Annotated in this window: 20 protein-coding genes; 8 read left to right on the top strand and 12 right to left on the bottom strand. The window is 50.0% G+C overall.

Features of this window, described 5'->3' with window-relative positions; genetic code table 11:
- Positions 1-5: 5 nt before the first annotated feature.
- A complete protein-coding gene (locus tag ACQ86N_RS10385; RefSeq protein WP_431215092.1) occupies positions 6-554 on the bottom strand; it encodes a FecR domain-containing protein in 549 nt (182 codons plus the stop codon).
- Between the two features lie 75 nt (positions 555-629).
- Complete coding sequence (locus ACQ86N_RS10380; RefSeq protein WP_431215091.1) at positions 630-1163, bottom strand: RNA polymerase sigma-70 factor; 534 nt, start codon at positions 1161-1163, stop codon at positions 630-632.
- Positions 1164-1299: 136 nt separating this feature from the next.
- On the opposite strand from ACQ86N_RS10380, the gene ACQ86N_RS10375 reads away from it, so the two are divergent.
- Complete coding sequence (locus tag ACQ86N_RS10375) at positions 1300-1737, top strand: hypothetical protein (protein WP_431215090.1); 438 nt, start codon at positions 1300-1302, stop codon at positions 1735-1737.
- A 5-nt stretch (positions 1738-1742) separates the two neighbouring features.
- Here the strand turns inward: ACQ86N_RS10375 and ACQ86N_RS10370 are convergent, their stop codons facing one another.
- Genes ACQ86N_RS10370 through ACQ86N_RS10360 form a run of 3 tightly spaced genes read right to left on the bottom strand, consistent with a single transcriptional unit; the run spans position 1743 to position 4100 of the window.
- A complete protein-coding gene (locus tag ACQ86N_RS10370) occupies positions 1743-2783 on the bottom strand; it encodes an ABC transporter permease (protein WP_431215089.1) in 1041 nt (346 codons plus the stop codon).
- Positions 2780-3649 (bottom strand): ABC transporter permease, encoded by an 870-nt coding sequence (locus tag ACQ86N_RS10365; RefSeq protein ID WP_431215088.1) that lies wholly within the window; start codon positions 3647-3649, stop codon positions 2780-2782. Before ACQ86N_RS10365 ends, ACQ86N_RS10370 begins: the two co-directional genes overlap by 4 nt.
- Positions 3612-4100: an ABC transporter permease gene (locus ACQ86N_RS10360; protein ID WP_431215087.1), complete on the bottom strand. Its 489-nt coding sequence runs from the start codon at positions 4098-4100 to the stop codon at positions 3612-3614. Before ACQ86N_RS10360 ends, ACQ86N_RS10365 begins: the two co-directional genes overlap by 38 nt.
- A 177-nt stretch (positions 4101-4277) precedes the next feature.
- Between ACQ86N_RS10360 and ACQ86N_RS10355 the strand changes: the two genes are divergently transcribed.
- Together ACQ86N_RS10355 and ACQ86N_RS10350 are read left to right on the top strand one after the other, a co-directional pair.
- The gene (locus tag ACQ86N_RS10355; protein ID WP_431215086.1) at positions 4278-4718 is read left to right on the top strand and encodes a DUF4440 domain-containing protein; all 441 of its coding nucleotides are present in this window, start codon (positions 4278-4280) and stop codon (positions 4716-4718) included.
- 154 nt (positions 4719-4872) lie between these two features.
- Positions 4873-6165, top strand: a complete 1293-nt coding sequence (locus ACQ86N_RS10350; RefSeq protein ID WP_431215085.1) for a serine hydrolase domain-containing protein — start codon at positions 4873-4875, stop codon at positions 6163-6165.
- A 57-nt stretch (positions 6166-6222) separates the two neighbouring features.
- Here ACQ86N_RS10350 and ACQ86N_RS10345 read toward each other — a convergent pair whose 3' ends face one another.
- From ACQ86N_RS10345 to ACQ86N_RS10335, 3 genes are read right to left on the bottom strand one after another with little or no spacing between them, the layout of a single operon-like run.
- Entirely contained in the window at positions 6223-6495 is a 273-nt protein-coding gene (locus ACQ86N_RS10345; RefSeq protein WP_431215084.1) for a hypothetical protein, read from the bottom strand.
- A gap of 26 nt (positions 6496-6521) precedes the next feature.
- Positions 6522-6716, bottom strand: coding sequence for a hypothetical protein (locus tag ACQ86N_RS10340; RefSeq protein ID WP_431215083.1), 195 nt, complete (start codon positions 6714-6716; stop codon positions 6522-6524).
- 36 nt (positions 6717-6752) lie between these two features.
- Complete coding sequence (locus ACQ86N_RS10335) at positions 6753-7493, bottom strand: SDR family oxidoreductase (RefSeq protein WP_431217349.1); 741 nt, start codon at positions 7491-7493, stop codon at positions 6753-6755.
- Positions 7494-8125: 632 nt separating this feature from the next.
- Here ACQ86N_RS10335 and ACQ86N_RS10330 point away from each other — a divergent pair.
- The 5 genes from ACQ86N_RS10330 to ACQ86N_RS10310 all read left to right on the top strand — a co-directional run bounded on the left by ACQ86N_RS10330 (position 8126) and on the right by ACQ86N_RS10310 (position 10336).
- Positions 8126-8473, top strand: a complete 348-nt coding sequence (locus ACQ86N_RS10330; protein ID WP_431215082.1) for a hypothetical protein — start codon at positions 8126-8128, stop codon at positions 8471-8473.
- Between the two features lie 138 nt (positions 8474-8611).
- Positions 8612-8932: an ArsR/SmtB family transcription factor gene (locus tag ACQ86N_RS10325; RefSeq protein WP_431215081.1), complete on the top strand. Its 321-nt coding sequence runs from the start codon at positions 8612-8614 to the stop codon at positions 8930-8932.
- Positions 8845-9312 carry an SRPBCC family protein gene (locus ACQ86N_RS10320; protein WP_431215080.1) on the top strand — a complete coding sequence of 156 codons (468 nt, stop codon included), beginning with the start codon at positions 8845-8847 and terminating at the stop codon, positions 9310-9312. The genes ACQ86N_RS10325 and ACQ86N_RS10320 overlap by 88 nt, the downstream gene beginning before the upstream one ends.
- A 74-nt stretch (positions 9313-9386) precedes the next feature.
- On the top strand, positions 9387-9908 hold the full coding sequence (locus tag ACQ86N_RS10315; RefSeq protein ID WP_431215079.1) for a VOC family protein: 522 nt from the start codon (positions 9387-9389) through the stop codon (positions 9906-9908).
- Positions 9905-10336: a DoxX family protein gene (locus ACQ86N_RS10310; protein ID WP_431215078.1), complete on the top strand. Its 432-nt coding sequence runs from the start codon at positions 9905-9907 to the stop codon at positions 10334-10336. The genes ACQ86N_RS10315 and ACQ86N_RS10310 overlap by 4 nt, the downstream gene beginning before the upstream one ends.
- A 397-nt stretch (positions 10337-10733) precedes the next feature.
- Here the strand turns inward: ACQ86N_RS10310 and ACQ86N_RS10305 are convergent, their stop codons facing one another.
- From ACQ86N_RS10305 to ACQ86N_RS10290, 4 genes are read right to left on the bottom strand one after another with little or no spacing between them, the layout of a single operon-like run.
- Positions 10734-11450: a helix-turn-helix domain-containing protein gene (locus tag ACQ86N_RS10305; RefSeq protein ID WP_431215077.1), complete on the bottom strand. Its 717-nt coding sequence runs from the start codon at positions 11448-11450 to the stop codon at positions 10734-10736.
- The gene (locus ACQ86N_RS10300; RefSeq protein WP_431218069.1) at positions 11375-11551 is read right to left on the bottom strand and encodes a hypothetical protein; all 177 of its coding nucleotides are present in this window, start codon (positions 11549-11551) and stop codon (positions 11375-11377) included. Before ACQ86N_RS10300 ends, ACQ86N_RS10305 begins: the two co-directional genes overlap by 76 nt.
- Position 11552: 1 nt before the next feature.
- Complete coding sequence (locus tag ACQ86N_RS10295) at positions 11553-12329, bottom strand: SDR family NAD(P)-dependent oxidoreductase (RefSeq protein WP_431215076.1); 777 nt, start codon at positions 12327-12329, stop codon at positions 11553-11555.
- Positions 12330-12334: 5 nt separating this feature from the next.
- Positions 12335-12562 (bottom strand): SDR family NAD(P)-dependent oxidoreductase, encoded by a 228-nt coding sequence (locus ACQ86N_RS10290; protein WP_431215075.1) that lies wholly within the window; start codon positions 12560-12562, stop codon positions 12335-12337.
- Between the last annotated feature and the right edge of the window lie 74 nt (positions 12563-12636).

Below are 12636 nucleotides of genomic sequence, written 5' to 3'. Positions count from 1 at the left end.
CAAAATTACTTTGGCGGCCTTATTCGCTTCATATGAATCAACCGTGAAACGGGTGCCCAGTACAGCGATCGAAACTGACTGGCTATAAACAAAAAAGGCCTGGCGGCGTCTTTAGTGATGTTGAACTCCGCCTCACCATTTACTATCACTTCCCTTTTCGAGGAGCCAAAGCCTTCGGCATAAGAAAGCGAACTATTTGGCGATAAGTCCACCGTAGATCCATCGCTTAATTCAATCGCCATTTTTTGAGGCGTATTGTTGACGACATTCCTGGTCTTTCCAGCCGTTAAGGAGGTATTTACATTTTTCTTTTGTCCGATCGAAAGGAATTGCCACGACAAACCCACAACCAATATTACCGCTGCCGCGACTGCGGCCCACCTGAACCACAAGCGATGAGTCGCGGGCGATGCAGCATCTTTATTTATGTTATGCCACAGTCTGCCCGATACATCGGTTGGCAGCGGGTGGGCTGGCTGAAAGCCCTCCCATTCTTCCATTCCAATATACTCTTTCAGTTGAGCCGGGTTTTCCCTGAACCACAGCTCCACCATAGCAGCTTCCTGAGCGCTGCACCTGCCTTCAAAAAATCTTATTATGACCTCTTCAGTTACCAAATCATGCTCAATTTAGTCGGTTTCAACGCTGATATGCTTTCTTATCTGCTTCAGCGCCTTGTAAATATGCGTCTCTACCGTTCTCGATGAAACTGACAGGGACGCAGCAATTTCTCTATGTGACATGCCTTGTTCGCGGCTCATTTCAAACACCTGTTTACGCACCGGAGGCAGTTCATTGACGGCCTCCGAGATCTTCTTTTGTAATTCAACACCCTGCATCTTTTCATTGGTACTGTCAACCCCTTCGTCAATATCCACCGCATCGAGAGGGGCCGTCACCGCATTCTTGTTATTGTACTTTCGCAAAAAATCGATAAGTACCGTTGTCGCGATCCTGAATAGTTGGGTGGAAACAGTATATTCTTCGTGAAGGGTCTGCCGGCATTGCCAAAGTTTGGTAAACGCCATCTGTGCCACTTCTTCCGCTATATATTCGGATTTCGTTTTGTAAAGAATGAAGAAATACAGCTTTTGATGGTATTGGTCAAATACTTGTTTGAAGTAAAATTCATCACCAGCCTTTAATTCCTTAGTGCTAAGCAACTTTATTAGATTTAATCAAGTTGATACGAATATATGCTCGTTCTAATCAGTTTTTCCATTGGCATAAAAACTTGCAATCGCCATAAACATAGTGGAAAAACTCCATATACCAACCAACTTTTCTATTTTTGTAACAATGACAGTCGAAATTTTCAATAGAAATTTCACGCTTAGCCTCCACGGTTTTTCCGGCATTGCCCGCAACGGAGAATACGTCCCAACAGCCTTTCAGCTGATGGACAGGATGTGGAAGATCGTCAAATCGAACGGACTAAAAAACCAGGGTCTCAACGTCTGGGTATTTGAATCCGGCGATAGGGTGTTTTCCGGCGTTGAGCTTATCGACACCCCCGCCCAGGCACTTGGCCTCGAACAGAAGATCATCAACCTTACAAAATACGCCAGCTACAAGCATATCGGCCCCTATAGCCTGATAAAACGAGCCGGCCAAAGCATGCGGCAGGAATTAGTAAAGATGGGCTACGAACCAGGCATGCCCTACATCGAGATCTATGGACATATGTCGGAAGACGAAAACCTGCTGGAAACCGACCTCTTCGTCGCCTTGAAATAAAAAACCTACTCGGATTTCAGACTCTTTACTGGATTGAGGATTGCCGCTTTAAAAGACTCATAACTCACCGTTATCCAGGCTATCGCCAACGCCCCCAGCGAAGCGAGCAAAAAAACAACCCAGCCGATATCCACCCGATAAGCGAAACTGCTGAGCCACTTATTCATAACAAACCAGGCGATGGGGATCGCAATGACAACGGCGATCAATATCAGCTTTGTAAACCCCGTAGACAACAAATACACCAAATTGAATACCGATGCCCCCAGCACCTTTCTTACGCCTATTTCCCTGGTTCGCTGCTCAGCCATAAATGCTGACAGGCCGTACAAACCCATACAGGAAATAAAAATGGCTATGATCGCAAAAACATTAAAAAGACTGCCCATTTGCCGCTCGCCGCTGTACAAACTATTGATGTCCTGGTCGACAAAACCGTAGGAAAAAGGATAGGCGGGATTGAGCTCTTTGTTTATTTTCTCCAGTGCATGAATAGTGGCTTCCGTCTTTCCGCGCTGCGTCCTCAGCAAGACAATTCCTCCGTTCCAATGATTGAATGCAAGTACCATTGGCTCGATGGCCTGCTGCGCCGGCTGATAGTTAAAATCTTTTACCACTCCTACTATGATCCCTTTTTCGCCATTAAATGTCAGTGGTTTGCCGACCGCGCTTACCGGGGTCATCCCCATGACCTTCGCCGCCTTTTCATTGATCACATAGTTGCCGGAGTCGGCAAACCCGGTCGTTGACAAGGCTCTTCCGCTCGCCATCTTCATCTGCAGGACATCGAAAAAACGATCGGTCACCCAGGCCTTTGAAAACCAAAGTTTCTTGTCTGCCTCGGTCTTCCCTTCCCATTCTACACTGGAGGTGTTGCTGGATAAATTGGATATCGGGTCTGTGATAGTAGTAAAGTTTGCGGTAAGGGGGTTACTTTCGAGTTCCGCTTTCAGTGCCCGCTGCCGGTCTCCCAACTCACCGGCCATCGGCATATACAGCAGATTCGACTTGTTAAACCCCAGATCCCGGTTCCTGATATAATTCAACTGCCTGTACACGACGGCCGTGCCCGCGAGTAATACGATCGAAACGACAAACTGCAGTACGACCAGTCCATTCCGGAAATAAAGACTACCCCCATCATTTTCATATTTCCCTTCAGCACTTTCACCGGCCTGAATCCGGACAGGAATAACGCCGGATAACTACCGGAGAAAATCCCTGTAAACAAGGCTATGCCCAGCAACAACGCTATTAATTTTCCATCCAGTAACTGTAGTGAAAGTTGCTTGCCCGCCAGGTCATTAAAGACGGGGAGCAACAACCATACAATAACGACCGCGATCAGCAGCGCAATAAACGAAATGAACAAGGACTCGCCGAGGAACTGACCGATCAATTGCATGCGACCCGCCCCCACTACCTTCCGCAACCCCACCTCTTTCGCCCGGCGCGCGGACCTCGCCGTGGCCAGATTCATAAAATTGATACAGGCAACCGCCAGAATGAACAACGCAACGATGAAAAATATATTTACATACCCGATATTCCCCTGCCCCGGCAAATTAGACCGGTAATGCAGACGCAGGTGGATATCAGCCAAAGGCTCCAGCCCCATCGTGGGTGGATTCTCTTTGACATGCTCGCCAAATATATTATCGATCTGCTTCGCGATCCCGGCTAAGGCTGTCGGCGTGGCTCTGATATGTTCATCGAGTTGTATATAATCATAGAAATCATAACTGGCCCAGATCTTGTCCTTCAAACGCCAGTCCGTCTGCTCGATGGCGGACATCGGCATGATGAAATCAAACTGTAAATGAGAGTTTGCCGGAATATTCCTGAGTACACCGGTAACGACCAGGTTGTCCTTGTTATCCCTTTTTAAGACCTCTCCCCACCACGTCCTCACTGCCAAAATATTTCTTTGCCATATCCTCCGTGATCAATACAGCATCGGGTCGCGCCAACGCAGACTCCGCATTCCCGTTTACCAGGGGAAACGAGAACACCTGTAGCAAAGTAGAATCGGCATAAAAGACAGCCTTTTCTTCAAACCGCTTTGCGCCAGTCGCAAAAACGGTCGTGGTTGGCTGACTCAACCGGACATAGTTCTTTACCGCCGGAATCTTTGCCTTCAGTTCAGGAAGCATGGGCCCCGAATTTCTCTCGCCGCCTGCAGAAACCCGGTAGATCGAACCGGCATTCTTGTGAAATTTGTCATAACTCAACTCATTCTGCACCCACAGCAAAATGAATATGCTGCAGGCCATGCCAATCGCCAGCCCCGAAATATTGATGGCCGAAAAAGCCCTGTGCCGGACAATATTCCTGAAAGCGACCTTTAAATAGTTTCTAAACATGTCTGACTGGTTTGATTAAGCCCCAACCATACCCCCAAAGAAATGCCAGAGTACAACCCAATATCAAACAATCACTTACACAATGTACTATTATTCAAATTGTCCGCATTTGATACTGAATATGTTCGATTTCAAGTGAATCCCCTAAATTAGAAGGACCAAAAACATCCACACCATATGGCCGCCAAAATAACCACCCTTTTTATCGCCCTGTTTTCTCTCCTAAACACTAACCTCAGTGCACAAGCACCCGCCGGCCCAAAGGAGACCGCGATCATTACCGCCATGAAAAATTCGGAAAATGACTGGAACAATGGCGACCTGGACAACTTCATGAAGATGTATACCACCACATCCACCATGATGATGCCCACCGGACCAGTCGGACTCGGCTCGATCCGGGACCTCTACCAAAACCACTATTTCAACGGAAAAATGCCAAAACAGCACCTGCAGTACGATGAATTGAAAGTAACCCTTCTGGGAGAGAACTACGCCCTGCTGACCGGTAAATTCACCCTGTCCGGCAACAACCTGCCGGAACGCTCCGGCCGCTACTCCCTCGTCATGATCAGCACAAAAGAGGGTTGGAAGATCCTCCACGACCACTCCAGCTAGACCGTCATACCTAACCAACCGGCCTCCGGAATTCAAGCCCGACGGTCGGTCCCTCCAAGTTCAACCTCGATCTTGTCGGCGATTATCTTCAGGTCTTCCCGGATGCCGTACCATTTCTTTCCACGATGTATTCTTCTTAAAACCCCCTTATTACATGAAATTCTCACTGGCTTTCGTTCTCACCCTACTCTCAATTAACAGCTTCCCGCAGAACATTGACAAGATAAAACTCGATAGCCTGTTCGACAATCTGACCGCCCAAAACCTCGCCATCGGCAGCATCACGATCTCCCAAAAGGGACATGCCGTCTACCAGAGATCCTTCGGCAAAGAGCAGCCCCCGGCTTATCGCCTCGGATCGATTACCAAACTATTTACAGCCGTGATGACCTACCAGTTGGTCGATGAAAAGAAATTATCCCTCGACGATACCCTGAGCAAATTCTTCCCCGATCTCCCGAACGCCGGCAGGATCACTATCGCCGATATGCTCGGCCACCGCAGCGGACTCGCTAATTTCACTGCCACCGCCACCAACTTCGACGCATGGAAAGAACAACCGCATACCCACGAACAACTGCTGACCTTTATCAAAAACCAGCCGCCAGACTTCCTGCCAGGCGCAAAAGCGGACTATAACAATTCCAATTTCCTGCTCCTCGGCTATATCCTCGAAAAGATTTACCACGAGCCATACAAAGACCTCGTATACGAAAGGATCATCCATGAGCTGGACCTCCCAAATACATACTACGGTGACCACGCCGGTTTTCAGAACAAAGAAACACCCTCCTTTAAATATTTCGACAACCACTGGCAGGAGGAAAAAGCAGTGTACCTCGACAATTTCGGCGGGGCTGGCGCCATGATCTCCACGACGCAGGATATGTGTAAATTCATCAAGGCCATTTTCACCGGCAAACTCATTGGCAAGGCCAGCCTCGCCCGCATGACCCGGATAGAAAAGGACGGCTATGGCTGGGGGATGTTCCCATTCGGTGACAGCGCGCACTCCGGATACGGCCACAATGGCAAAACAGAGGGGTTTGCGTCCTCCCTTCAGTACTATCCCGAAAACGATCTGGCGATCGCCTATTGTACCAATGGAGAAGTATACCCCAAGGACAAGATCCTGAACCTGGTCTTCAAAATATGCTTCAGCGAACAGGCGACAATACCCCGGTTCATTCCCGTAACACTACAACGGGACCAGCTGCAGCCATTGACCGGCACCTATGCGGGCGACAACGGTCTGCAGGTTACCACCACCTGCACCAATAATAATCTGGCCCTTGAGACCAAAGGACAGCAGTTTACCCTCGAAGCCCTGTCTGACCACGAATTTCGAAATACGAGGTTCGGCTTCTTCTTTGAATTTAACGACGAAGGACAGCAACTGGTCATTCACGACGCGGCCGTCACCTACTGGCTCCACAAACAAAAATAACCCCCGCCAATAATGACGGGGGCGTAATATCCATTACGACGGTCATACAAAAACAGACTATCGGGGCAACGACGAATCTGCTTCGTGTTTACCTATCGCGATACCTTTCACTCCCGTACAATACGTGACGGCATATACGACCGTGTTGTCATCCGGCCCCGAGCACTCTCCGATCAGGATGACCTCATCGATACGGAAGTCCTGCGGGTCTTCCTCCATGTCCTGATCATCGCCGGAATAGAGCCCAAACGCTTCGACGTCGAAGTCTTCTTCATAACCTTTGTCCCTCAGGTCAGCCATGGCCTCGGCAAGCGACGCACAAGTTCTCATAATAATGAAGTTTTAAAGTGGCGACACTACAACAATTTCTCAGGGCTCCCGGCCGCAATGCTTAGCTCGGTCGGCGTCAGCACCATGTCTTCCATACGGAGAGCGTCGTCAAGAAATTCGCCCCCCTCATTGGTGTTTCTGTCGGCGGTCTCGTGAAGCGTAACCAGCGGATGTTCTTCCTGCTGCTCATTTTTTCTGGGATATAAGAAGGAAAAATGCATGGTCTTCGATTTAATGGTGAAAGTCAAACCCGGCCCCTAGGCATGCTGCAGCTGGCCACTCAGCCACGCCTCGAATCCAATAGCTCCCAGTTTCGCCTGACCAGCCGGCACCAGTGAAGTATTTCCGATCTGGGCGCCATAATATTGACCGTGTTCGTTAGGCACGATCTTCCGCGGGTCATTCGTAGCCTTCAAAAACCGGTCGACAAATTCAGGCAGGGGCATACGGTCCGGACCGGCGATCTCCACTATTCCATTGACGGGAGACTTTACCGCCGCTTCAGTCACAAATGTGGCTACATTCTCGGCGGCAATGGGCTGAAACTCCACATTCGATATATGTACGATATTTCCCTCCGTGGCCTGATCCGCGATCCCCTTGATAAATTCGAGGAACTGTGTACTACGGACGATGGTATAAGGCACACCCGATTTCCGGATCAGGTCTTCCTGGACCAGCTTGGCTCGCATATAGCCGCTGTCCTGCATAAGATCGACACCGACGATCGAAAGCGCAACGTGATGCTTTACACCGGCATTGATCTCCGCTGTCAGCAGATTGTGACCCGCCGTCTGAAAGAACTGCATGACAGCCTGATCTTCGAAGGACGGAGAATTGGCAAGGTCAACCACGACGTCCGCATCGGTCAGCGCCTCGGCCAATCCCTCGCCCGTAAGCGTGTTGATACCCGTGTTCGGAGACGCGGCAATGACCTGATGCCCCAACTGACGAAGTTTGGCTACTACTTTTGTTCCGATGAGGCCGGTGCCTCCAATGACTACGATTTTTCATACTTGAAGTTTTTGTTTTCATATTCATGCTGTCCAGGGAAATGCCAAAAACTCAAATAGCTAAAAATCAATAGAATAAGGAAAAAACGCTGCCAAACTATCACGATATTCAGTGAAATAGTGAAATCCGTCACTATATAAAGGGAAGGAACTGCCGTTATGGTCGATCAGCGTGACTATCGTATGGGTAAAGTAAAACAAGCCCTTGATCCGCTTCGTAAAAAGTACCAGCAGATCCTTCTTCTCCCGGACACCGTTATATCGTTCCCGAGGTCGAGCAATATCCTTCTCTCCTGCTCCCGTGTGGCCTTGGACAGAACGGGCAACTCTGATCCAGGATGTTTTACCCCCTTCATAAAAGAATATTTATGCGAAATTAAGTTCTATTTTTGAACCAAACGGTACCTTGACATTACCATTATTGACCATAGTGACCGGCAGACCCGCTTCGGGAAAAGACAACCCTGGCCCATCTCCTTTCAAAAAAGATCAGATGCCCGCTAATTTCCAGGGACGATTTCAAGGAGGGATATCTCAATACGCTACGCTCGCACCACAACGAACTAGACCCCGGCGCCGCAATCCACGTCTACGAAACTTTCTTCCAAACCATAGAATTGCTGCTTTCGAAAAATATCTCGGTAATCGCAGAGGCCGCTTTCCAGCACAAACTCTGGCATCCAAAACTCGTCCAATACAAGACCATTGCCGACGTACGAATCCTTATATGCGAAATACCGCCCCAACTCGCAATGAGCAGATTTACCCACAGGATCAGCTCGGACAACGACCGGGCGCGATTCCATGGCGACCAGTCTGAGCTCACCAAAAAGCCCGGCGAATCCCTGATAGAGGCATACTCAGCTCCTGATATTCCTGTTCCGACTCTGACGATCAATACCACGGATAACTACCTGCCTGATATCGAAGAAATCGTGAAATTTATTCACTCTTCCCGCGAATGAACGGCCCGCTGACCCTCATTCATCGACGACACCCTCCAATTTTATAAGGCCAGATAACCCCAAATAAAAAAATTTGCGAAACCGATTGGCTGCGCGTATATTTGCAACCGAACGGCTTCTTATTTTAAACTTGAACTCATGAGACGAGACGTATTTCAGGCCATCGCAGACCCCACCAGAAGAGCAATCATCGCGCTGATCGCCCTGCAGGCCATGACCCCTAATGCCATTGCCGAACATTTTGATTCGACCCGGCAGTCAATTTCAAAACACCTCCGTATCCTGTCCGAATGCGAGCTGCTGACAAAATCGCAGCAGGGCAGGGAAATCTATTACCAACTACAAATAGAAAAAATGAAAGACATCGACAAATGGCTCGACCAGTTCAGAAAGATCTGGGAGACCCGATTCAGCCAGCTGGACAACGTATTATCCACGATAAAAAACAACAGAAAATGAATCCTCGCCTGCAATTTGATTTCACTGTCAACAAGGAAAAGAACACTATCGACGTTCAACGGGAGTTCGCGGCCGACCTCGACCTGGTCTGGGACGCCTGGACCAAACCCGAACTGCTGGATCTGTGGTGGGCGCCAAAACCCTATCAGACCAGAACAAAATCCATGGACTTTCGCGAAGGCGGATTCTGGCTCTACGCGATGATCTCCCCGAGGGTATCGTCCACTGGTGCAGGGCCGACTACAAAAAGATCGAATCCAAAAGCAACTTTTCAGGACTGGACGCCTTTTGCGACGAGCAGGGAGCCGTCAATACCGCTTTCCCGAGATCACTATGGAACGTCGCGTTCGCGCCGGCCAGCGGGGAGACCACCACGGTAAACATCACAATAAAATACAATAGCCTCGCCGACCTCGAAAAGATCATCGAACTCGGGTTTAAAGAAGGATTTACGATGGCGCTCGCAAATCTCGACCAGTACTTCGCAGCCCGCTTCCAGATCAAAAGTGAGCTCAGACCCGACAATACCGCCCGCGTCTGCTCTTACCTCAACTTCCCAGGCAACACAAAGGAAGCGTTCATGTTTTACCGGTCCGTTTTTAAGACAGAGTTTTCGGGCAAGGGTATTCAGCATTTTGGCGACCTGCCGGCCGACGCCAACCACCCTCCGATCGACGACGTCATCAAGAAAATGGTATTGCACGTCGAGCTGCCGATCACCGGCAACCATATTCTGATGGGGACGGACGCGCCAAAAGAAATGGGCTTTACGCTGGTACAGGGTAATAATATGCACATCTGCGTCGAGCCTCCGACGAGAGACGAGGCGACCCGCATCTTCAACGAACTGTCCGACGGCGGCAATATCACCATGCCACTACAGGATATGTTCTTCGGCGCCTATTTCGGCGAGTTCTCTGACAAATACGGTATCAACTGGATGATCAGCTTTACAACAAAAAATAATAAAACATGAAACCAAAAACAATCAACATTCTCTACTGGACCTTCACCGTCCTTTTTTCACTGCTCATGCTGTTCGCCTCTGTCGGTGGCCTGCAGCCTACCCCTGATACCATCAAGGTCATGCACGACGGAATGGGCTTTCCGGTCTATTTCATTCAGTTCATCAGCATTGCCAAAGTCCTCGGCGTAATCGCCATCCTGATCCCGAACCTCAGAAAAGGAGTGAAAGAATGGGCCTATGCCGGATTGTTCTTCGATCTCTCAGGCGCAGTCTATTCCTGCTTCGCATCGGCCCCCAAATTCGATCCACTGATGCTTACCCTGATCTTATGGATCGTACCAGGAATACTTTCCTATTACTACTGGAAGAAGATTAGTCATCTTCGTCTTTCTTCCCCGCATTCACGAACGCAGCCCGCACCGGCGCCGGCACTCTGACTCCCTCGCCTTTGACTGCCTTCCAGAGCATGGCATTCATAAGCTCGTCAGGAGCCCGATCGATTTCCGAGAGATTCAACCCCCGGGCCATGGCAGCAAGCCTTGTCCTGCCGGGGTTGACCTCGTTGAGGTCGATATTGGACGGAAAACTCGTGAAGCGGTCAAGTACGGAAACTAACGTTATTCTGACTGGTCTGGTCCCAGATATAGATCTTGTTCCTGCTCGTATTGCCAACCGCCCCCTTGCCCCTGCTGCCATAGCTGGTGGGCCAGTTCTTTTCATTAGGGTCACCCGCAACCAGCTTGTTGTTGGCGATGGTATATGATTCGGGGAGTGAGGGGCCGAAATTATCTCAGCCGCTCCAGCTAATATTGCGCGTAAAGGTTATCTTTTTCTTTAAGTCCTCGCCCTCTCCGCCAACTCCGCCGGAGAATACCCAAAACATTTCTTGAACGCATATGAAAAATGCGACAAGTCTTCAAATCCAACGTCCAGGAACACATCGACCGGCCGCTCCTTTTTCTCCTCCAGCTTGTAGTGCGCCAGCTCCAGCCTCTTTCTCGTCAGCCACCGCTGCGGTGTCGTATGGAAGATCCGTTTAAAGTCCCGCTGAAACGTTGACAGACTACGCCCCGTGAGATATCCAAAACGCTCCATCGGCAGATTGGACATATAGTTCTTTTCCATAAACGCGGCCAGGTCTATCTTACCCGGTTCTTCAAAATTCGCCAGGATGCCGTCAACGGCAGGCTCGACAAGCCTCAGTATACTCACCGCCTCGACCAGTTTTAACTCCGCAATATTCGCCGGGAAAGCTCCTTGTACATCAAAATAAGGTATCAGCGAAGACAGACAGCTTTCCAGCAGCGGATGCTTCCCGAGATCCATTACCCTTACCGGCACCGGCACCGCCGCCACCGGAGGATGCGAAGCATAGAATCGCTCCAGCATCGGCACCGTCAGATGCATCGTCACGGATTTATGCAATCGGCCCTCACCGGAATAATTGAGAAAACTGGCAACATGATTCCTCGGTATCAGAAATATACTGCCGGCCCCCAGCTTGTAACTCGCCTCCCCTGAATGATCCTGGTCTCCCCAGCTATCAGCCACACCAAAATATGGTCGTCAAAAGCTGCTTCCGCCTTGTATAGCTCGCCTCTGTACTCCGAGAGCTTGATATCGGGGGTAATATAGTTGGTCTGAAAATCCATCCTAGTTAACCGGAAACTCAATATTAGTCATTTCTTCGGTCAACTCCCAAAGCCGCCTCGCATTGGCGGGTTCGATCGAATACGGTTTCACGCCGCGAAGCGTCGAGGGCTCGTCATACCGATGTTCGATATCCCCCAGGTCCAGCTCCGCAACATCGCAATTCTCACAGTATACACCCCCAATATTGTTCAGCATTGGACTCGTCGCACACCAGACGGACGTAGCGGCGCCCTGCGCAACAGTCTTCAGCTTACTTTCAAGATCGGGTAAAAGCTTTCCATCACCATCGCACATCCCCATTTGTATAAATAGCTCCAAAGACGCCTCCCGGCCAAGATCCGTTCCGTTCACCGAACCCGGGTGCAGCGAATAGGCCCTCACGCCATAGACGGCAGCGCGCCGATCCAACTCCACCGCGAATAAATTATTGGCGGTCTTCGAATGGCCATAACCCTGCAGCGTCTCATACGCCCTTCGCTCAAAATTCGGGTCTTCATAGTCGAATGGCGTAATATGGTGCCCGTAGGAAGACACCGTTACCACTCTCGCTCCTCCGGCCAGTTTAAGCGCCGGCCACAACCGCGCCGTCAGCTGAAAATGCCCCAGATGATTGGTCGAAAGCTGCGACTCATTACCCCGGCTATCCCGTCTCAACGGTACCCACATGATCCCTGCGTTATTGATGAGCAGGTGCAGCGGCTTTCCCGTAGCCAGGAATTCGCCCGCAAATGCATCGATCGAATCCGGCGCCATCAGGTCCATCGGTCTGACCGACACACCCGCTACATGCTCCAGACTTTTTGCGCCTTCGCCACATCCCTCGCCGGCACCCAGACTTCCGCGCCTGCCCCCACCAGCGTTTTTACAGTCTCCAGTCCAATACCCGCGTATCCTCCGGTCACAACCGCGACTTTCCCATTGAGGTCTATCCCTTTGATCACATCTGCCGCGGACGATGCCGCCGAAAAGCCCGATCCAAGCGGCTTTTGTGTCGTTCCATTGTTGTTCATATATTCCATTTTGAATTGTTTGATAGCACAAAACTAAAATGGACTAACACAAACAGCTTTGTTTAAAACGTCAA

The organism is Puia sp. P3 (genome assembly GCF_050632245.1).
Lineage (GTDB): Bacteria > Bacteroidota > Bacteroidia > Chitinophagales > Chitinophagaceae > Puia.
The sequence above is the reverse complement of the archived record's forward strand: the minus strand, read 5'-3'. Positions and strand labels throughout refer to the sequence as shown.